The sequence below is a fragment of the Micromonospora sp. DT44 genome (genome assembly GCF_049841635.1).
Taxonomy (GTDB): domain Bacteria; phylum Actinomycetota; class Actinomycetes; order Mycobacteriales; family Micromonosporaceae; genus Micromonospora.
The window spans coordinates 132,265-151,179 of the sequence record NZ_JBNCKS010000006.1; the positions used below are offsets into that span (position 1 = coordinate 132,265).

At 72.8% G+C, this 18,915-nt stretch carries 18 protein-coding genes; 10 read left to right on the top strand and 8 right to left on the bottom strand.

All coding sequences use genetic code 11. The features are described from left to right. Positions 1-4: 4 nt before the first annotated feature. The 6 genes from ACLQ25_RS05535 (at position 5) to ACLQ25_RS05560 (ending at position 4,810) form a co-directional block, all read left to right on the top strand. Entirely contained in the window at positions 5-736 is a 732-nt protein-coding gene (locus tag ACLQ25_RS05535) for a sulfite exporter TauE/SafE family protein (RefSeq protein ID WP_425729677.1), read from the top strand. A 521-nt stretch (positions 737-1,257) separates the two neighbouring features. After that, positions 1,258-1,794, top strand: a complete 537-nt coding sequence (locus ACLQ25_RS05540) for a DUF2087 domain-containing protein (RefSeq protein ID WP_425729679.1) — start codon at positions 1,258-1,260, stop codon at positions 1,792-1,794. After that, positions 1,791-2,303 carry a GNAT family N-acetyltransferase gene (locus ACLQ25_RS05545; RefSeq protein WP_425729681.1) on the top strand — a complete coding sequence of 171 codons (513 nt, stop codon included), beginning with the start codon at positions 1,791-1,793 and terminating at the stop codon, positions 2,301-2,303. Before ACLQ25_RS05540 ends, ACLQ25_RS05545 begins: the two co-directional genes overlap by 4 nt. Before the next feature lie 67 nt (positions 2,304-2,370). After that, positions 2,371-2,796 (top strand): Hsp20/alpha crystallin family protein, encoded by a 426-nt coding sequence (locus ACLQ25_RS05550; protein WP_425729759.1) that lies wholly within the window; start codon positions 2,371-2,373, stop codon positions 2,794-2,796. A 140-nt stretch (positions 2,797-2,936) separates the two neighbouring features. Then, positions 2,937-3,935 carry a tyrosine-type recombinase/integrase gene (locus ACLQ25_RS05555; RefSeq protein ID WP_425729683.1) on the top strand — a complete coding sequence of 333 codons (999 nt, stop codon included), beginning with the start codon at positions 2,937-2,939 and terminating at the stop codon, positions 3,933-3,935. A gap of 29 nt (positions 3,936-3,964) precedes the next feature. Then, the gene (locus tag ACLQ25_RS05560) at positions 3,965-4,810 is read left to right on the top strand and encodes an LLM class flavin-dependent oxidoreductase (RefSeq protein ID WP_425729685.1); all 846 of its coding nucleotides are present in this window, start codon (positions 3,965-3,967) and stop codon (positions 4,808-4,810) included. 47 nt (positions 4,811-4,857) lie between these two features. Here ACLQ25_RS05560 and ACLQ25_RS05565 read toward each other — a convergent pair whose 3' ends face one another. Both ACLQ25_RS05565 and ACLQ25_RS05570 read right to left on the bottom strand, forming a co-directional pair. Next, the gene (locus tag ACLQ25_RS05565) at positions 4,858-5,226 is read right to left on the bottom strand and encodes a VOC family protein (protein ID WP_425729687.1); all 369 of its coding nucleotides are present in this window, start codon (positions 5,224-5,226) and stop codon (positions 4,858-4,860) included. A 44-nt stretch (positions 5,227-5,270) separates the two neighbouring features. Further along, positions 5,271-6,974, bottom strand: coding sequence for an acyl-CoA dehydrogenase family protein (locus ACLQ25_RS05570; protein ID WP_425729689.1), 1,704 nt, complete (start codon positions 6,972-6,974; stop codon positions 5,271-5,273). A gap of 125 nt (positions 6,975-7,099) precedes the next feature. On the opposite strand from ACLQ25_RS05570, the gene ACLQ25_RS05575 reads away from it, so the two are divergent. The 3 genes from ACLQ25_RS05575 (at position 7,100) to ACLQ25_RS05585 (ending at position 11,975) form a co-directional block, all read left to right on the top strand. After that, the gene (locus tag ACLQ25_RS05575) at positions 7,100-7,558 is read left to right on the top strand and encodes a hypothetical protein (RefSeq protein WP_425729691.1); all 459 of its coding nucleotides are present in this window, start codon (positions 7,100-7,102) and stop codon (positions 7,556-7,558) included. After that, positions 7,545-8,744 (top strand): low temperature requirement protein A, encoded by a 1,200-nt coding sequence (locus ACLQ25_RS05580; protein ID WP_425729693.1) that lies wholly within the window; start codon positions 7,545-7,547, stop codon positions 8,742-8,744. The genes ACLQ25_RS05575 and ACLQ25_RS05580 overlap by 14 nt, the downstream gene beginning before the upstream one ends. 126 nt (positions 8,745-8,870) lie before the next feature. Beyond that, positions 8,871-11,975, top strand: coding sequence for a BTAD domain-containing putative transcriptional regulator (locus ACLQ25_RS05585; RefSeq protein ID WP_425729695.1), 3,105 nt, complete (start codon positions 8,871-8,873; stop codon positions 11,973-11,975). Here the strand turns inward: ACLQ25_RS05585 and ACLQ25_RS05590 are convergent. Continuing rightward, positions 11,963-12,499 carry a calcium-binding protein gene (locus tag ACLQ25_RS05590; RefSeq protein WP_425729697.1) on the bottom strand — a complete coding sequence of 179 codons (537 nt, stop codon included), beginning with the start codon at positions 12,497-12,499 and terminating at the stop codon, positions 11,963-11,965. The genes ACLQ25_RS05585 and ACLQ25_RS05590 overlap by 13 nt on opposite strands. Positions 12,500-12,697: 198 nt before the next feature. Between ACLQ25_RS05590 and ACLQ25_RS05595 the strand changes: the two genes are divergently transcribed. Beyond that, the gene (locus tag ACLQ25_RS05595) at positions 12,698-13,546 is read left to right on the top strand and encodes a hypothetical protein (RefSeq protein ID WP_425729699.1); all 849 of its coding nucleotides are present in this window, start codon (positions 12,698-12,700) and stop codon (positions 13,544-13,546) included. A gap of 60 nt (positions 13,547-13,606) precedes the next feature. Here ACLQ25_RS05595 and ACLQ25_RS05600 read toward each other — a convergent pair whose 3' ends face one another. From ACLQ25_RS05600 to ACLQ25_RS05620, 5 genes are all read right to left on the bottom strand, one after another. Then, positions 13,607-14,323: a thymidine kinase gene (locus tag ACLQ25_RS05600; RefSeq protein ID WP_396833181.1), complete on the bottom strand. Its 717-nt coding sequence runs from the start codon at positions 14,321-14,323 to the stop codon at positions 13,607-13,609. A gap of 56 nt (positions 14,324-14,379) precedes the next feature. Further along, a complete protein-coding gene (locus ACLQ25_RS05605; RefSeq protein ID WP_425729702.1) occupies positions 14,380-15,771 on the bottom strand; it encodes an MFS transporter in 1,392 nt (463 codons plus the stop codon). A gap of 21 nt (positions 15,772-15,792) precedes the next feature. Further along, on the bottom strand, positions 15,793-16,560 hold the full coding sequence (locus ACLQ25_RS05610) for a glycerophosphodiester phosphodiesterase (RefSeq protein ID WP_425729704.1): 768 nt from the start codon (positions 16,558-16,560) through the stop codon (positions 15,793-15,795). 186 nt (positions 16,561-16,746) lie between these two features. Beyond that, positions 16,747-17,808 (bottom strand): hypothetical protein, encoded by a 1,062-nt coding sequence (locus tag ACLQ25_RS05615; protein ID WP_425729706.1) that lies wholly within the window; start codon positions 17,806-17,808, stop codon positions 16,747-16,749. Next, on the bottom strand, positions 17,748-18,746 hold the full coding sequence (locus tag ACLQ25_RS05620) for a hypothetical protein (RefSeq protein WP_425729708.1): 999 nt from the start codon (positions 18,744-18,746) through the stop codon (positions 17,748-17,750). Before ACLQ25_RS05620 ends, ACLQ25_RS05615 begins: the two co-directional genes overlap by 61 nt. Positions 18,747-18,915: the final 169 nt, after the last annotated feature.

The window sequence follows — 18,915 nt, forward strand, 5'->3', positions numbered from 1 at the left end:
GGCAATGAACGCCGGCCTGCTCATGGACCTCGCGGTAGCCTCGGCTGCCGCGTTCGCGTTGGCGTGGCTGTCGGCGGTGGCCGGCTTCGGCGGCGGGGTACTCCTGCTGCCGGTATTCACCGCCCTGTTCGGGCTGCGCACCGCAGTGCCGGTACTCACCGTGACCCAACTTGCCAGCAACGGCAGCCGCGCCTGGCTCAACCGCCACCACCTGCACTGGCCGATCATCGGCCGGTTCGCCCTCGGCGCCGTACCGTTCGCCCTGGCCGGCGGGTTGCTGCTGGTCACCGCACCCCTTGCCCCGCTGAAAGGCCTCCTCGGCGCGTTCCTCCTCGCGGTCGTGATCTGGCGTCGGATCAACCCCCACCCCCGTAAACCCACACCCCGAGCATTCGTCGGGATCGGAGCCGCCTCGGGACTCGGGTCAGCGCTAGTGGGCTCGGTCGGCCCGCTGACCGCCCCGTTCTTTCTCGCCTACGGCCTCGTCCGCGACGCCTACATCGGCACCGAAGCCACCTGCGCCCTGATCATGCACCTGACCAAACTCGCCGCGTACGGCGGCGGCGGGCTACTCAACCCGAACGTGCTGTGGCTCGGCCTGGCCCTCACTCCAGCCACCCTCGCCGGAGCCTGGTTCGGCAGACACACCATGAACCGGATCAGCGAACGACTGTTCGTCCTACTCGTCGAGGCCGGCCTGATGGCAGCCGGCATCATGTTGATCATCGCCGGGTAGCTGCCGGCCACGCGCGAAATCCGTTGCCCGCCGACCACGGGTCGACGATGCTGGCGCGCATGGATCAGTGACCAGTGGCGCACGTGCGAGATGAGGGCGGGTCTGAGTGACCTCCCCGCCGTCCGCCGTGCCGCTCGAAGCCCGCGCCGCAGGACCGGTGCGGGTTTCCGTCCGCGACGTGATCTGCGACGTCGCGCCAGCCGGAGACACCCGGCTACCCGCCACTGGATCCGGGAGGCCCTTCGACGCCTCCCGCCGAGACCTTGGAATCACCGAAGCCATGAACGGTTCCCGCCCTGTCCGCATGCCGGCCTTCGTCCACGCGGACCCGCCTCCCTTCGAGTTCGACGCTTCAGGCGTCGCCACGGTGGACCTCTCACCACGATCGTTTCCACCGCTGATCGCTGTTCCGATCTTCCTCAACTTCGAAACGAGGACCAGCAGGCCGGCGACAGTGAGGCTGGGCGCGTACCCCGGAAATCGCCTGGCGGCACGCGTACGCCGATGGGAGGGTGACCGGCATGACTGCGCACGCACTGGCCGGGGCCCTGGCCGACGACGGACGGCGACGGATCTTCGCGGGGGTCGCGTTGGGATCGACGAGCGTGCCCGAGGTCGTGCAGCGCTCCGGCTTGGCCGCGCGGGTCGTGCGCACCGGGCTCGGTCGGCTCGCCGCTGCGGGCCTCATCACCGGCGGTGACGGCGCGCTCGCGGTCGACGAGGCGTCGCTGCGGGCGGCGGCGCGCGACAGCCGCCCGGCCGACGACACCGAGCCCGCCGAGGACCCGGTGCTGCGCACGTTCCTGCGCGGGGACGTGCTGGTGGGCATGCCGGCGCAGCGCGGACGGCGGCGAACGCTGCTGGCCCACATCGCGCAGCGGTCGTTCGCGTCGGGCACGCGCTATCCGGAGCGGGCCGTCGACGACGCGCTCAAGCCGTGGTGCGCCAGCGGCGCGTCGGACCACGCCACGTTGCGCCGCTACCTGGTGGACGAGCGGTTGTTGACCCGCGAGCAGGGCATCTACCAGCGGCCTGCCACCACCGCGGACAACACGTGACCACGGCCGTCCGCCAGTGGCTGACCAGTACCGTCCGGCCCGACCATCCGGACGCGACACTCCTGCTGCGCGAGTACATGACCGAGATGGTGGTGCGCTACCACCGCCTCCCGGCCCGACCCGGCGAGGTCGACGCCGCGCTGGCCGAGATGCCCAGCGACGACCTGGCGTACCCCGGTGGTGTGTTGCTGCTCGCCCACCGCGGCGCGGATCTGGCCGGCTGCGCCGGGCTGCGGTGGCGGCCCGAGTTCGCCGAGCTGACCCGGGTGTTCGTCCGGCCCGCGCACCGCGGCACCGGCGGAGGGGCCGCGCTGTTGGCCGCCGTCGAGGCGCAGGCCCTATCCGCCGGAGCGGACCGGATCCGCCTGGACACCCGCTCCGACCTGGTCGAGGCCCGGGCGCTGTACGCCCGGCACGGCTATGTCGAGATCCCCGCCTACTCGCAGGGCCCGTACGCCGAGCACTGGTTCGAGAAGGAGTTGACGGCCCGCTCGGAAGGCGCTAAATAAGAAGAGGAAGTTGAGTCACCTCGACTCAACCATCACCTTCGGCCAGGAGAACCGAGGAGGCATGACCATGTTGATGCGCACCGACCCGTTCCGCGAGGTGGACCGGCTCGCCGAGCAGTTCTTCGGTACGGCAGCCCGTCCGGCGACGATGCAGCTCGACGCCTACCGCGACGGAGACTTCTTCTACGCCGCGTTCGACCTGCCCGGCGTCGACCCCGACACCATCGACTGCACCGTTGAGCGCAACGTCCTCACCGTCCGTGCCGAGCGCCGCCGACCGTCCGGCGACGGCGTCGAGCTGGTCGCCGCCGAACGTCCGATGGGCACCTTCACCCGGCGGCTGTTCCTCGGCGACACCCTCGACACCGACAAGCTGGAGGCGGGCTACGAGCACGGGGTGCTGACGCTGCGCATCCCCGTCGCCGAGCGGGCCAAGCCTCGCCGGGTCACCATCACCGCAAACGACAACGGTCGACGGCAGATCAACGCCTGAAACGCGGCCTCGACGGCCGGCGCCCACGCGGAGGGGTGCCGGCCGTCGGCGTCTGCGGACACCGGCCGTCGGCATGTGCGGACACCGGCCATCGGCGCGCCTGCGTGGCAATCCCATCCGCTGCTGAGAACCTTTTTCACATGGTGTTCTCCGACGCGCCCGTGCTCACCCGCCCCACCGCCCGACCGGCCCTGCCGAGCGCGCCGATGGACGTCACCGAGGCCTGGCTGCGCAACCGTCGGCTCTCCGAGCACACCCGCGACGCCTACCGGCGCGACGTCACCGCGTTCCTCGGCTGGTGCGCCGAGCACGACCTGGATCCGCTGCGCGCCACGTTCCTGCACGTCAACGAGTACGCCCGCGCGTTGGAGTCCACACTCGTGGCCCGCAGCGGCCGACCGTTGACCCCGGCGACCGTCGCACGTCGACTGTCCGCCCTGTCGAGCTGGTACGACTTCCTCGTCAAGCTCGGCGGCGTACCCGCCAACCCGGTCTCCGGCGCGGACCGGCCCCGCGTCGACCGCGACCACTCCGCCACCATCGGCCTCACCCCCGAGGAGGTGGACGCCCTGCTCACCGCCGCCGACGCCGAGACCGGTCCGACGGCGGCGCGCAGCCGGGCCGCTGTCGCGCTGCTGGCCGACCTGGGCCTGCGGGTCGGCGAACTGGTCTCGTTGGACCTGACCGACCTCGGCGCCGAACGCGGGCACCGCAGCGTGCGCTTCGTCGGCAAGGGCGGCAAACAGCGCCGCCGCGCCCTCACCCCGGGCACCGCGTACGCGGTCGACGCGTACCTGGCCCAGCGGGCCGCCGCCGAAGGCGTGCCGGTGACGCAGCTCAGCGGGCCGCTGCTGGTCACCGCCAGCGGCGCACGACTCGATCGGCACTCCGTGTTCCGGATGGTCCGTCGCCTCGCCCGGGCCGCCGGCATCCCGGCCTGGGCGCGACTGTCACCGCACTCACTGCGGCACGCGTTCGCCACCACCGCCCGCTCCGAGGGCGTTCCCCTCGAAGACGTGCAGGACGCCATGGGGCACGCCGACCCGCGCACCACCCGCCGCTACGACCGGGACCGGCACAACCTCGACCGCGACCCGGCGTACGCGGTGTGGGCCGCCCGGTCGCGCCGCCGCGCCTGACCGTCGGACCCCCGTCGTACGGTCGGCGGATGAGACATGGCCTGGAGATCCCCTGCGGCGGCGGCGACGTCGCCGTCTCCACCCTCGTCGAGCTGGGTGAGCTGGCCGAGCGCGCCGGCTGGGACGGGGTGTTCCTGGAGGACTACCTCATCCACTACTCCGGCGACGACCCGTCCACGTACGACCCGTGGCTGGTGCTCACGGCGATCGCCGGTCGCACCGAGCGGGTGCGGCTCGGCACCACCGTCACCGCGCTGCCCCGACGCCGCCCGGCGAAGCTGGCCCGCGAGGTGCTCACCCTCGACCACCTCAGCGCCGGCCGGGCCACGGTGGCCGTCGGCGTCGGCGACCCCGGCGACCGGGGCCTGGCCGCGTTCGGCGAGCCGACCGACGTGGCCGTGCGCGCCGCGATGCTCGACGAGGGCCTCGACCTGCTGACCGGCCTGCTCAGCGGCGAACGGGTCGAGCACCGAGGCGCGCACTACCGCGCCGAGAAGGTAGCGCTGCGTCCCCCGCCCGTGCAGTCGCCCCGGGTGCCGGTCTGGGTCGGCGGCAGCACGCAGGCCGGGGCGGTGCGACGTCGTGCGGCCCGCGCCGACGGCATCGTGCCGTACAAGCTGACCGACACCGACGGCTGGGCGGACTTTACCCCCGACGAGGTCCACGAGCTGGTCGAGGCGCTGCCGGCGACCCGGGCCGACGGTCAGCCGTTCGACGTGGCGATCGGCGGCCGGCGTCGCCGGCCGGACGAGCGCGCCGAACGGGCCTACCACCGTGAGCTCGCTGCCGCCGGGGCGACCTGGTGGCTGGAGTACGTCCCGGTCGGCGACCCGGCGGCGATGCGCGAAGCGGTGGCGCGCGGCCCACTGCGCTGAGGCGGCCCGAGCGTCGGCCCGCTGACCGGACGCGGACGGCGGCGCTGTCAGCCCTGCGGTCGGCGGCAGAGGCAGAACGGCTGCCCGACCGGGTCGAGGAGCACCACCCACGTCTCGCCGGGCTGGAACTCCGGCTTCGACGCGCCCGCAGCCACGAACTCCTTCTCGGCCACGGCCAGGTCATCGACGTAGAGGTCGAGGTGGTAGCGCTTCTGCCCGGTCGGGTCCGGCCAGGCCGGCGGCGCGTAGCCCTCGATCAGGCCGAAGCCGATGGACATGCCACCGCCGTTGATCATCGCGTACTCGGCTTGGCTGTGGGTGATCTCCCAGCCCAACACCCGGTGGTAGAAGGCGGCCTGCGCGGCCGGGTCGGAGCTGTCCAGATTGACCATGGCGAGGTCAGCGGTTGTCGTCATGCCCGCAGTCTGCCCGGCGCCCCCGACAAATCCCGTCGACCCGCTCAGCAGAGCAGGTCCAGGTGGTGGTGGGCGTCCCCGGCGATGTCCTCGTGCCGCAGCCACCGCCGCGCCCACAGCCGGGCCGCCAACTCCGCCTGCTCGTCACCCCAGGCGGCGTGCTCCACGAGCAGCGCGGCGGTCAGCGCGTACGCCAGACGCAGCGCCAGCCCTCGCGCCCCGGCGAGCACGGCTGCCGCACCCGGCTCGGCGGTCACCGCCGTGATCGTCTCGCCCAGTTGCCGGGCTGCGGTGGCCAGGGTGTCGGCCAGCGCGGGCGACAGCGGTCGGGCCAGGTCGACGGCGGTCGTCAGCCGGCTCAGCAGCGGCGTCCCGGCGTCCTCCCGGGTCAACGCGCGCAGCACGTCCAAAGACAGGACATTTGTGGTGCCCTCCCAGATCGGCAGCACCTGCGCGTCGCGCAGCAGCCGGGGCACCCCGGTGTCCTCCACGTACCCGGCGCCACCGAAGCTCTCCACGTACTCGCTGGCGGAGCTGACGGCGAGCCGGCCGGTGGCGAGCTTGGCCAGCGGCGCGACGATGCGCAACTCCGCGACCGCCTCCGGGTCGGCGCCGACCTCCACCCGCCCGAGCAGCGCGAACGCGTGTCCGGCCAGGGCGAACGCGCCCGCCGCGTCGACCGCGAGGGTGCCCAGCGTGGCGCGGTGCAGCGGCGAGGACGACAGCGGGCCGCCCGCGACGTGACGCGCGTCGGCGAACGCGCGGGCGTAGGCGAGCCCTCTTCGCATCCCACCGGCAGCGGCGGCGGCGTTGTGCACCCGGGTCACCACGACCAACGTCATGGCCCGGACCAGGCCGGGCACCGCCGGGTCGCCCAGCGGAACGGCGTACGCGTCGCGCAGCCCGATCTCGGCGGTCGGCAGCGCCCGGGTGCCGAGCTTGTCCTTGAGCCGGTGCACAACGACACCGGGAGCGGGGGCGCCCGGTGCCGCGCCGGTGGCCAGCGGCGAGTCCACCGCGTAGCGGGGTACGAGGAACGGAGCGAGCACCCGGCTGCCCCGCCCGGCGCCCTCGGGACGGGCCAGCGCCACCGCCATCGCCGCGTCGGCCGCGGAGCAGAACCACTTCTCCCCGGTCAGCCGCCACGAACCGTCCGCCGCCGGTCGGCCGATCGTGCTCGACCGGCCCAGGTCCGAGCCGCCCTGCGACTCGGTCATCCACTGCCCACTGGTGATCGCGGTGTCCGGATCGGTGGAGGTCAACCGGGGCAGCCACCCGTCGCGGACACCCGCGTCGACGTCGGGCAGGCTGAGCAGCGCCGCCGCGCCGTCGGCCATCGCCACCGGGCAGGAGAATGTGGCCGACTCCGGCCCGTACAGGTGCAGCAGCGCATGCTGCACGACCCGCGCGGCAGCGCCCCAGGTGCCCCGCGCGTCGGGCAGGTAGGGCAGCGCCACCACCGCGTGCCGGGCGGCGGCGGCCCGCTGCGCCTGCCAACCGGCGGACACCTCGATACGGTCGACGCGGGCGCCCCACGGGTCGTACCGGACCAGCGTCGGCGGGTGCGCCTCGGCGTCGGCGTGCGCCGCGCGCAGCGGCCCGGTCACGTCGGCGGCCAGGTCGGCCAGGCGCCCCTTCGCGGCGGCGTGACCGGCCGCGCCGAGGTGACGCTCCAGCCAGGACCGCAGCAGGGCATCACCGGCGTACGGGTCGGCGGGGGGTGGTACCGGCTGCACGAAGCGGCTCATCGATCGGCTCCCTGGCGCTACGGGGGTGTGCGCCGACGGTAGACGATGCGTCGCCGCGCCGAAAGAAGGCCCAGTTTTCGGCTTGCCGTGCCTCACCGCGACGACGTTCTCTACGGTCGGTAGTCGTGGGTGCCGGCCAGTCGTGGAGCCGACCGGCCCGGCGGCGCCGCCCGATGCGTGCCGGGCTGGCCTTCGCCGGGTTCGGCATGGCGCTGTGCTGCGTCGGAGTCGCCGGACTGGGAGCATGGAACCTGCAGACCGTGCGGCAGGCCGCCGGCCCGATCCGGGAGACCGCCGACGGGTTCCTCAGCGAGGTGTCCCTCGGTGACAGCGACCGGGCGTACGAACGGCTGTGCGCCGACGCCCGTACCCGATGGAGCGCGATCGGGTTCACCAGTTGGGTGCGGACCCCGCCCATGGTGACCGACTACGAGATCACCGACGTGTCGGTGTCCACCAAGGGTGGGCATCCGCGCGGCACCGTGACCGTGAAGGTGACCCGCGCCGGCGGCATCAGCGAGGAACGCCGCCTGCCGGTGGTCCGCGAGGGCGGCGACTGGCGGGTGTGCGGTGACCCCTTCTGAGCCACCCGTCGCCCCGGTGCGTCCGCAGCTGTTGCGACCCCGTCAGGGCGTACAGCCGACCACGTCGACGGAACTCTTCTTCGACCTGGTCTTCATCTTCACCATCACCCAGTTGTCCCACTACCTGATCGCCCATCCACACTGGCGAGGCGCCGCCCGGACGGCACTGCTGCTGGCGCTCGTCTGGTTCGTCTGGGTCTACACCACCTGGCTGACCAACTGGTTGCAACCGGACCAGGGGCCGGTACGCGCCGTGCTGCTCGGGGTGGCGCTGGGAAGCCTGTCGTTGTCGGCGGCGATCCCGGAGGCGTTCGCCGGGACCGGTCTGCTCTTCGCCGTGGTCTACGTGGCCGTACAGGTGGGCCGGACCCTGTTCGCGTTGTGGGCGGTGCGGGGCAGCCCCTGGCTGGTCGCCGGGTTCCAACAGTCGCTGCCGTGGATCAGCGGGACGTCGGTGCTCGTCGTGCTCGGCGGCCTGGCCGGCGGGGTTGCCCGGGAGGCGTTGTGGGCGGCGGTGGTCGTACTCGAGGTGGTCGGCCTGCTGATCGGCTACCCGCTGCCGGGGCGGGGCCGCAGCCGCCCCGAGCGGTGGATGGTCGAGGGTGGGCATCTGGCCGAACGGTGCGCGGCGTTCGTCCTGGTCGCGTTGGGTGAGTCGATCCTGGTCACCGGGAGCACCCTCACCTCGCACGTGGACCTGGAGACGTCCGGGGCGTTCCTGCTGGCGTTCGCCGGTTCGGTGGCCCTGTGGTGGGTGTACTTCGCCCGGTCGGCCCCGGCCGCGACAGAGGTCATCGCGGGGGCGGGGGAGCGCACCGGCGCGTTGAGCCGGGTCGCGTTCAACTACCTGCACCCGGTGATCGTCGCCGGGGTCATCGTCGCCTCCGCCGGCGACGAGGTGTTGCTGCGGGAGCCCGCAGCGCCCGCCACCACGTCGGCCGCGCTGTTCACCCTGGGCGGTCCGGCGTTGTTCCTCGCCGGGCACGCCGCCTACAAGGCGTTGCTCTGGCATCGCCTGCCGACCAGCCGGATCATCGCCGTGCTGGTGCTGCTGGCGTTGGTGCCGGTCTGCGTAGGGCTCGAAGTGCCCGTCGCGGTGTGCGCCGCGCTGGCGTTGGCGGTGACCGTCGCCGTCATCGTGGCCGACCGGTCGCGGGCCCGGTCCGCCGCCCGTGAACCGTCCTGACCCCGGCCGGCGGACTGCGTCGGTTCTCGGACAACGCCACCGTGGGCGGGCCGCCCGATGGTTAGCGTGGGGTCACCGGCCCTCCGGGTGGCCTTCCTCGGTGCTCGGCCGAGCGGAGGCGACGTGATGGCAACCGGGCGGCGGACCCGACCACAGCGGTGGGTGCTGCTGGTGGCCGCCGCCGGTTACGGCAAGAGCACCGCCCTGGAGGCCATCGGCGGGGACGGTCCGACGGTCTGTCACCGGGCGGCGGATCTGCTCGACGCGCTGTCGCACCAGACCAGCCCGTCTAACGCGCACCCGCCGGCCCGGGTCGCCGTGGACGAGGTGTCCGCGCTCACCGGGGACGAGCAACTGGCCCTGGTACGGCTGTTGGGCGCGCTGCCGGGTCAGCCGGCGGTGACGCTGGCCGCTCGACACCCCCTTGCCGACGCGGCCCGCAGCGCCTGTGCCGGCCCCGTGGTGCACCGGGGACCGGAAACCCTCGCCCTCGGTCGGGACCAGGTCGCCCGGATCCTGCGCGACGAACACGCGGTTCCCGACAGTGACCTGGCCTACCTGGTCTACGAGCTGACCGCCGGCTGGCCGGCGTGGGTACACCTCGCCGGTGACGCGCTCGGCCGCCAGGGCGTCGGCCGGCGGGAGCTGCTGGCGGCCCTGACCGAACCCGGCACCGCCGGCGGGCAGTTCGCCCGCGACGAGATCCTCACCGACCTGCCCGCTCAGGTGGCACGTCTGCTCGGCGGCATCCACCATCTCGACCCGATCACCGCGCCGCTGTGCGCGGCCATCGACGCCGACGTGCCCGCCGACGCCACCGCGCAGGCGCTGCGGTGGGCGACCCGCACCGGGTTGCTGGTGGCTCACCCCCGTCGGCGGTCCGACCTCACCGCACCGACGGTGCAGCTGGTACCTGTGCTCGCGGCGGTGCTGGCCCAACAGGAAGGCCGACCGGACACCTCGGGCCGCCGCCGGTTGTCCGCCGCCGCCGACTGGTACCTCGCCCACGCGTACCCCCTCGCCGCCGCCCGAGCCCTGCGCGACGCGGACGACACCACCCGGTGCGCGGCACTGATCGTCAGCCACGGTGCGGAGATGCTCGCCAGCGGTGGGGCGTCCGACGTCACCGACCTGATCAGCGCGCTGCCGCCGGCCGATCAGCACCCCGACCTGCAACTGATCCTCGGCGACGCGCTGCGGATGTCCGGCTCGGTGACCTGGGCGTCACGCGTCTTCGCCCCGCTGCTGGCCCAGGCGGACCACGACCGCCGGTGGCCGGCGCGGCTGCTCTGGCGGGCCGCGATGGTGCCGTACCTGCGGACCGACTACGCCGGCGCGCTCGCGGTGCTCGACCGGGCGGACGCGGCGCCGACCCCCGCCCCGCCGGGCCCCGACGACGTCCTGCTGCTGGCCTGCCGCGCCAGCACCCTCGCCCAGCTCGGCCGGGTCGACGACGCGGTCACCACCGGGGCCCGGGCGCTCGTCGCCGCCCAGCAGGTGTACGAGGACGCCCCGTTGGCGGCGGCGCACATCGCGGCTGCCCTCACCTCGTCCGGCACCCGCCGCGACGGGCACCTCGCCGAGGCACTGGCGGCGGCCGAACGCGCGGGTGACCTGGTCCAGCAGGCGCGGGTCCTGGTCAACCAGGCGCACTGCCTGCTGCGGGAGGCCCGGTACCCGTCGGCGCTGGCCACCGGGGCACGGGCGGTCCGCGCGGCGGAGCTCGCCGGCCCGCCGGGAGTGCTGGTGACCGCCCTGCACAACGCGGGTGAGGCGCTGGTTCGGCTGGGCCGCTACGACGAGGCGACCCTGCACTTCACCCGATCCAAACTGGTCTCGCAACGGTTGGGGCTCAACCGGGCGGCCGCCGGGGTCTACGGGTTGGCCGAGGTCAGTCGCCGTCTCGGCCGGCGCGAGGAGGCGTTGGCGGCCTTCGCCGAGGCCGCCGAGCTGGCCCGTGACGTGGGGGACCTGCAGGTACGCATTCCGGCGCTGGCCGGCCTGGCCCGGCTGCGCTGCGAGGGCGCCGCCGCCGACCTCGACGCCGCCCGTGCCGCCGCCGACGAGGCACACCGGCTGGCGCCGGCGTTCCTGCTCTCCTGCGCGCTGGCCGCGACGGGCTGGGTGGCGTACGCCGAAGGTGACCTGGAGGTGGCCCGGCGGCGGGCGGCCGAAGCGGTACGGGCGGCCCGGACCGGGCGGCAGGCCGACGCGTTGGCCGAGGCGTTGGAACTCACCGCCGCGGTCGCCGCCGATCCGGCCGCGAGTCGCGAGGCCCTGGTGGAGGCCGGCGCGATCTGGCAGGCGGCGGGCGCGGGTCCGGCCGCCGAACGGACAGTCGTCCTGCTGGGCCGGGTCCCGGGCGCCGACGGGGCGCAGCGCTCGGCGGCGCGGGCCGCGGCCAACCGGTTGCTGGCGCTCGGGGTCGAGACGGTCGATGGCCGGCAGTTGTCCGAACTGTCCGTCGACGGTGGGACCGTCGAGGTGCGGGTGCTCGGCCGGTTCGAGGTCATCGTCGGTGGGCGGGAGGTCCCGCTGCCGGCGTGGCGGTCGCGGCAGGCGCGCACGCTGCTGAAGATCCTCGTCGCCCGGCGTGGACGTGCCGTGGGACGGACCGAGCTGTGCGAACTGCTGTGGCCCGACGACGAGCCCCGGCGCACCGCACACCGCCTGTCGGTGTTGCTGTCCGCCGTGCGTGCCGTGCTCGACCCGCCCCGGCGGTGGCCCGTCGACCGGTACGTGCGCGCCGACCTGACCGGCGTACGCGTCGATTTGACCCGGGTGGTCGTCGACGCGGAGACCCTCCTGGCCGACGTGCCCCGGGCCGAGCGGCTCGCCCGCGAGGGTGACCCGGCGCAGGCCCGCGCGGTGCTCGCCGACGTGGACGCCGCCTACCGGGGGGACGCCTTCACCGACGAGCCCTACGAGGACTGGGCCGACGGGCTGCGGGAACAGGCCCGCTCGATGTGGTTGCGGGCGCTGCGGGAACTGGCCCGGCAGTACCGGCGCGACGGTGACTTCGACCGGGCCGCGACCACCCTCGTCCGGCTGCTCGACGCCGACTGCTACGACGAGTGGGCGCACCGGGCGCTGGTCGCGACGCTTGTTTGGGCCGGCCGGCACGGGGAGGCCCGGCGGGCGTTCGACAGGTGGGTCGGGGCGATGCGCGCGATCGACGCACCGCCCCCGCACCCGGATGTGCTGCGCACCAGGGCAGGTCAACAGGGGTAGAGGTTCTCAATGCCCGCGCTGGTGAGCACGTAGTCGTAGAAGATCACCTGGGCGTCGGGGTCGTCGTCCTGCGCGCAGGTGTCCTCCCCGTCCCCGCCGTCGAAGATGTCGCCGTTCGTGGCGACGCCCCAGACGATGACGCCGGCCTTCCCGATCAGCAGGTCCGCGCCGTGCGCCCCGTTGAGGTGGTCGTTACCGTCGAGACCGGCCAGCACGTCGTCGTTCGGACCGCCGACGAGGGTGTCACCGCAGCCCTCCCCGAACAGGACGTCGTTGCCGGTGCCCCCGTAGATCGTGTCGACACCACCGCCGCCCAGGATGATGTCGTTGCCGCCGAGCCCGTGGATCTCGTCGGGACCGGGGCCGCCGTAGATGGTGTCGTCGCCCTCGGTGCCCATGATCAGGTCGCCGCCGGTGGTGGCGCACGGGTTCACGTCCGGGTTGGCGTACGCCGTGCCACCGCCGACGCCGATCAGAGCGCCGCTGACCAGGAGGGCGGCCAGCGCCGCCGCTCGGATACGCATGATGGGACCTCCCGTTCGTGGACCCCGTCCGGAGCCCGGTGACGCCACGGTGACGTCACCGGCAGGGTCGCAGCCGCCCGTCATCGTGGCGTCAGTACGCCGTCCGCGTCCGCGCCGATGACGCCCTCCTGACGGACGTGCGGAGTCTGGTCGCAACGCCGTCGTCGACCGTCGACGAGGCAGTGCGGAGGGAATCCGATGAAGCGGAAACTGGCTGGTCTGGCAGTGCTGACCAGCGTGGCGGCGGCCACGACGCTGCTCGCGCCGATCACCCCGGCGCAGGCGTCGGTGGGCCTGTACCGGGTCGCCGCGACAAGCGTCCTGGACGCGACGAACGCCAAGACGATGACCATCTCGTGCAACGGCGTCGACCAGGTGGTCGGCGCGGGTGGGCGGATCAACGACGGTCAGGGTGACGTCCTGATGACCCGGGTCTACGCCGACGCGACCCTGCGTACGGTGACGGTGTTCGGGGTGGAGGCAAACGCCACGAACGTGCCCTGGTCGGTGGACGCGTTCGCGGTCTGCGCCCCGGCCGGGGCGGTGTCCGGCCTGCAACTGGTCACCACCACGTCGGCGAGCAACGCGCTGGACAAGGTGGCGATCACCGCCGTGTGCCCGCCGGGCAAGAAGACCTTCGGCGGTGGGTACCGGATCGACAACGCCAACGCCGCGGTGGCGATCGACGAGCTGGCGTTCACCTCGGCGCTCGGTTCGGTGTCGAGCACCGCGTACGTGTTCGGCGCTCCGGGCAACTTCACGTTGCAGACCCAGGCGTTCTGCGCCACCGCGCTGCCGGCGATGGCATTGACGGAGGCGACGAGCGCGTTCAACGCGAACGCGCCGAAGTCCGTGACGACGCCGGCCTGCCCGGCGGGATCGCAGACCGCCGGGGTCGGCGCGGTGTTGACCGGGCTCACCGGGGCCGGCTCGGTGGCGACGTTGGTGCCCCAGCCGGCACTGGACACCGCCGAGGCGACCGGACGGGAGATCGTCGCGTTCGCCACGCCGTGGAACATCAGGGCGCAGCAGGTCTGCGTGGGCTGACCCACCCGTACCACGGCCGGCCGTCCCCAGCACGGGGCGGCCGGCCACCGCGTCGACGTGTCAGTCGCGGGGGCCGAGGTCGCCGCTGCGGTAGTGCCGCCGGCAGAGCACCTGGTAGCGCACGTCGGCGGTCTCCACGGTGTCGCCGATGACGACCTGTTCGCCCTCGCGGACCACCCGATCGTCGACGACCCGCGCGTTGAGCAGCCCCTCCCGGCCGCACCAGCACAGCACCTCGACCTGGATGCGGGCCACCTCGTCGGCCAACTCGAACAGGCGCTGCGCGGCGGGGAACAGGCAGGACCGGAAGTCGGTGGCGAGGCCGAACGCGAACACGTCCACGTCGTAGCTGTCCACCAACTCGGCCATCTGCTCGACGTGCTCGACGGTGTAGAAGCAGGCCTCGTCGCAGATCAGGTAGTCGACGCGTACCCCGTCGGCCCAGCGGCCGCGCACCAGCGCCCGCAGGTCCAGGTCGTCGGTGACCTCGATGGCCTCGTGGGCCAGGCCGATGCGGGTGGTGACCTGTGGACCCAGCGACCGGTCGATGCGGGTGGTGACCAGGCCCCGGCGGCCCTGCCGGGCGTGGTTGTAGTTCATCTGCAATGCCATCGTGGACTTACCGCAGTCCATCGGCCCCCAGAAGAACTTCAACGCCGCGGCGTGCACCGGCCGCCCGTCGAGCCCACGCGCGGCCGCGCAGGCGGCGGGAGCGTGCGGCTGGCCGGGGAACGGGTGAGCCAGGCAGGTCGGGGTGGCAGCGGCGTCGTCGGTCACGGTCGGGCAGCCTAGCCGATCGACCGGCCCGGATCTGTCAGGTGCGTCGCACGTGCTCAGAGCACCCGTGGTGGGGTGTTGCCGGCCGCGATGATGGCCCGGCGCATCGGCACCGCCAACAGCAGCAGGAACCCGACGACGAAGAAGCCCACCAGTGAGACCAGGCCCACGCGGTAGGAGGCGGTGAGTTGGAACACGATGCCGAACGCGAGCGGGCCGAGCCAGCTCGTGCCCCGGTCGCTGATCTCGTAGAAGCCGTAGTACTCGCCCTCCTTGCCGGCGGGGATGAGCTGGCTGAACAGTGAGCGGCTCAGCGCCTGACTGCCACCCAGGACCAGGCCGATGCAGGCGCCGAGCGCCATGAACGGCAGCGGCGCCTCGGCGGGCAGCCAGAACACGCCGAGGATCACACCGGTCCAGAGCACCAGGCTGATCAGCACCGTCTTGCGCGCCCCGATGCGCCGGGCCAGCGCGCCGAGGAGCAACGCGCCGCCGAAGGCGAGGAACTGCACCAGCAGGATCGTGACGATCAGGGTGCTCTGCTCCAGCCGCAACTCCTCGGTGCCGTACTGGCTGGCCATCGTGATGACGGTCTGGATGCCGTCGTTGAAGACGAGGAACGCGAGCAGGAAGAACAACGTCAGCGGGTACGCCCGGATCTCGCGCAGGGTGTGCCCGAGCTGCCGGAACCCGTCGGTGAGCACGTTGCCCCGCGCGGCCAGGGTCGCCGTCACGGGACGGTCGCGCAGCCAGCGCAGCGGCACCAGGGTGAACGCCGCCCACCACACGCCGGCGGACACGATCGACCAGCGGGCCAGGTCCAGGGTGCGCTGCGGGTTGTCGTCCTCGCTGAGCAGGGAGACGGTGGCCAGGTTGACCGCCAGCAGCAGGCCACCGCCGAGGTAGCCCAGCGCCCAGCCGCGACTGGAGATGCCGTCCCGTTCGTCCGGGCCGCCGAGCTGCGGCAGGAACGAGTTGTAGACCACGATCGCGGCGCCGAAGGAGATGTTGGCGACCAGGAACAGCGCGCCGCCGAGCAGGTACCGGTCGCCGGTGACGAAGGCCATCGCGATGGTCGCCCCGGCACCGGTGAACGCGGCCCCGCCGAGCAGGCGCTTCTTGTGCGCCGACCGGTCGGCGATCGCCCCGATGACCGGCAGCGCGAACACGGTCAGGAACACCGACAACGAGATCAGGTACGGGTAGTACGACCCGGCCGCGACCCGGATGCCCAGCGGGTGCACGTACCCGTCGCAGGTGTCCGCGCCCAACTCGCAGCCGGCGGCCGTCTCGGCGATGGTGGTCAGGAACGGGCCGAGGAACACGGTGATCACCGTGGACTGGAACGCGGAGTTCGCCCAGTCGTAGATGTACCAGCCTCTGCGCTCGCGGGGGGTGCTCGCCGGAGGCGGCGTGTCGGTCACCGTGGGGGTCACGGTCTCGGCCATCGGGGGTTCCTTCGGTGCTGGTCAGGCGGTCCAGTGGCCGCGGCTGCGGTAGACGTCGCGCAGCACGCCGACGTGATCGGTCATGATGCCATCCACGCCACGATCCAGTAAGTCGTGCATCTGGTCCGGTTCGTCGATCGTCCAGACGTGCACCTGAAGGCCGAGCCGGTGGCAGTAGTCGACGAACCGGCGGTCCACCACCGGCACCCGCCCGTAGCGGGGCGGCACCTGCGCGGCGACCACCGACGGGGGCAGCCGCAGCGGCCGGCTGTACAGCGAGGCCAGCCGCAGCCGGGCGACTCCCCGCATGCCGAGGCTGGTGGCGACGCGCCCCTCGGTGAGCGCCCGCAGCCGAGCCAGCCGGGCGTCGCTGAACGAGGCGAGCAGCACCCGGTCGGCCGCGCCGACCCGGGTCAGGGTGGCGACCGTCGGCGCGACGCCGCCGTCGGCCTTCACGTCGATGTTGAAGCGGACCTGCGGCCAGGCGTCCAGCACGTCGTCGAGCCGGGGTACGACGGCAGCGCCGCCGACGCGTACCGAGGCGAGGTCGGCCCAGCTCAGGTCGGCGATGCGCCCCGCCTCACCGGTGACCCGCGCGAGCGTCGGGTCGTGGAAGATCACCGGGATGCCGTCGGCGGTGGCGTGCACGTCGGTCTCCACGTACCGGTAACCGAGGCCCACGGCCCGGGCGAACGCCACGGTGGTGTTCTCGTCGCCCTCGGCGGCGCCGCCGCGATGGGCGAACGCCAGCGGCGCGGGCGCGTCGAGGTAGGCGGATCGGTTGAGCACGCGACGCAGTATGCACGCGGTCGGTGGAGCCCGGGTGGCCTGCCAGCGAATATCAGGCCAGCCCGGCGCGCTGATCGTGCGGTCTCGGTCGCTGCCACCTGCCATCGAAGACCCCGGTCGGCGCGGCGTTCGTCCGCCACACCTACCGGGGTCTCCGCTTGGCCAGGGCTCGCCGTGTCGCCGGGATCAGCCCGGGAGGTTCGTGGTCAACTGGGTCGTCAGGACGGCGCCGGTCTCCTTGTCGAGCACGATGGTCAACGCGTCTCCGGTCGGAGCCGCAGTTCCCTTCGGCCGGGGGAATGCCCTGCCCGTGAAGTTCCCCGTCAACGTGACGATCGTGACGGTCGAGGCGTTGTCGACGGCGGTGCCGAGTTGCGCGGTGGCGGCCTTCGGGGTGCTGTCGGCCACCGTGACGACGCTCGCCGACGGGTCGCCGGCGAGCGTGGCGATCCGCTGCGCTTGCTGCAGGGCCGACGTGGCGGCCGGCGCGGCCTCGGCGGACGCGGCGGCGGTCTGCGGCAGGTTGCAGCGGGCCCGCATGTCGTTGGGCTGGGAGACCCACAACGAATAGCACGGGGTGCCACCCGGGTCGTCATAGCTGGGGTAGCTGGGGCTGGCCCAGCCGTTCTTCCACACGGGGCTGGCTGCGGCCGTACGGTACTTCAGCTTTCCACCCGTCATGCTGACGACGTTGCCGTTCGCTGCGGTTTCGATACCGATATCGGCGTACTCGGTGGTTGAGGGCGCGCCCGTGTAGCGGGTCACGGAGACACCGTCGCGGTACATGTCCCAGGTGCCATTGGTGGCTTCTTGAATCCGCACGACGTGTTTGGTGTTGGAGAGCGCGGCGGCGCCGTGGCACCGCTCCACGTATCCGTGGCCGGGAAGCAGACTGGCGGTGAACCAGACGAGCCCCGTACCGCAGACGCTGGCTCCACGGGTGATCCCCATCTCAACCCAGTAGACGTTTGGATCATAGGGAATGCGATCGAACCCTATCCAAGCCTCCGCTGTCGCGAAGTTGTTCCCGAGGTTGTTGACCTGCATCTGATAGACCCCGAGCTCGAATTCCACGGCGGAGATATCAGCCACCGGCCAGGACACGATCCCGTAGCAGTGGTCGTCCAGAGTGCACTGCGCGGCCGATGCCGCCGACCGCGCCTGCGCGGGGGTCGCGATTATCGAGGTCAGGGCCAGCGCGCCCAGTCCCACAATCGCGATCGTCCGTTCGAATAGCTTCTGATACATGTGACCTCCCACCGATAGCTGAGCCCGCGCTGCCCGGGCCCGGTGCTGACGCCGCCGGACAACCCTTTTGTCAGGTGTGGCTGCTGGATCTGGCGGTAAGCCTGACCTGCGGTTGGTGCGGCGGCACAGGTCTTGCGGTGTGCGGGACAATCCCGCACACCGCCTCGATGGAAGTGGGGGCAATGGCCCGTGTTGTGACCAGCGGAACCCGATCCATCCCTGGACGCCCAAGAGTTCGTCGCGGCCCTGCTGAACGAGGCGAGCAGCAACACCCTCGGTTGCCTGCCGGCGACAGTCGTCAGCCCGTGAACCCTGGCGCCCCCATCACCCCCGTGGGACGGGAGCGCCAGGGAGCCTACCGGCGGACCCGGTCGGTCGGTCCCGCCGCGCACCACGTACCCGCCGGTGAGGATCGGGTAGCGGGGGCGTGCCGGCGCCTCCGGGGGCAGTTCCGTCTCGGGGTCGAGACAGCCGGTGGGTGGCGGCTGGGTCCCGTTCTGCGCCTGGGCGTCGACGATCACGTCGGGCTGCCGTCCACCGTCGATGATCTTCACGTAGTAACCGTGGTTGCGGACCGGGTCGACGCCGTTGGGCACGATAGCCGTGAACACCGCGACGTTCCCGACCACCCGCAGGCAGGTCACGTCGGCCCGTCCCCGGGCAACCTCGGTGCCGTCCGGCAGCGCGTGCCGGTAACGGAACTCGCCACGCGTCGACCCGTCGACGGTCGTGACCGCCGCGACACCGAACCAGATCCGGTGCCCCACCATGTTGGGCTCGTCGTACACGAAATGCCCCACCCCGGCGACCAGGTCGGCCGCTCTCGGCGGCGACGTGCCGGTCGGTGCGGTGGGCTGCGCCCACGCCGTCGACGAGCCCGCCGCGACCAGCGCGACTGCTGCCGCCGCTGCCGTGCCGGCCCGTGCGTACCTGACCATGGGAAACCCCCTCGCGTCGATGGCGTGACGCTCTTCAGCCTCGTCGCAGCCCCGCCCGCGCTGATCCCCGTGCCGAGCCAACCGCCTCCCCTGGCCGGGGGAGCGCGGCCACACGAGTGCGCCGATCTTGCAGTTTGTGTCGCCACAGAAAGTGCAAGATCGCGAGGGC

What these genes read in the sequence shown, in the direction of transcription:
- ACLQ25_RS05565 (WP_425729687.1), bottom strand. Translation starts at nt 5,226, where the DNA reads ATGACGACAACCGCTGACCTCGCCATGGTCAATCTGGACAGCTCCGAC.
- ACLQ25_RS05585 (WP_425729695.1), top strand. Translation starts at nt 8,871, where the DNA reads ATGGCAACCGGGCGGCGGACCCGACCACAGCGGTGGGTGCTGCTGGTG.
- ACLQ25_RS05590 (WP_425729697.1), bottom strand. Translation starts at nt 12,499, where the DNA reads ATGCGTATCCGAGCGGCGGCGCTGGCCGCCCTCCTGGTCAGCGGCGCT.
- ACLQ25_RS05620 (WP_425729708.1), bottom strand. Translation starts at nt 18,746, where the DNA reads ATGGTCAGGTACGCACGGGCCGGCACGGCAGCGGCGGCAGCAGTCGCG.
- ACLQ25_RS05570 (WP_425729689.1), bottom strand. Translation starts at nt 6,974, where the DNA reads ATGAGCCGCTTCGTGCAGCCGGTACCACCCCCCGCCGACCCGTACGCC.
- ACLQ25_RS05595 (WP_425729699.1), top strand. Translation starts at nt 12,698, where the DNA reads ATGAAGCGGAAACTGGCTGGTCTGGCAGTGCTGACCAGCGTGGCGGCG.
- ACLQ25_RS05535 (WP_425729677.1), top strand. Translation starts at nt 5, where the DNA reads ATGAACGCCGGCCTGCTCATGGACCTCGCGGTAGCCTCGGCTGCCGCG.
- ACLQ25_RS05540 (WP_425729679.1), top strand. Translation starts at nt 1,258, where the DNA reads ATGACTGCGCACGCACTGGCCGGGGCCCTGGCCGACGACGGACGGCGA.
- ACLQ25_RS05560 (WP_425729685.1), top strand. Translation starts at nt 3,965, where the DNA reads ATGAGACATGGCCTGGAGATCCCCTGCGGCGGCGGCGACGTCGCCGTC.
- ACLQ25_RS05550 (WP_425729759.1), top strand. Translation starts at nt 2,371, where the DNA reads ATGTTGATGCGCACCGACCCGTTCCGCGAGGTGGACCGGCTCGCCGAG.
- ACLQ25_RS05605 (WP_425729702.1), bottom strand. Translation starts at nt 15,771, where the DNA reads ATGGCCGAGACCGTGACCCCCACGGTGACCGACACGCCGCCTCCGGCG.
- ACLQ25_RS05615 (WP_425729706.1), bottom strand. Translation starts at nt 17,808, where the DNA reads ATGTATCAGAAGCTATTCGAACGGACGATCGCGATTGTGGGACTGGGC.
- ACLQ25_RS05555 (WP_425729683.1), top strand. Translation starts at nt 2,937, where the DNA reads ATGGTGTTCTCCGACGCGCCCGTGCTCACCCGCCCCACCGCCCGACCG.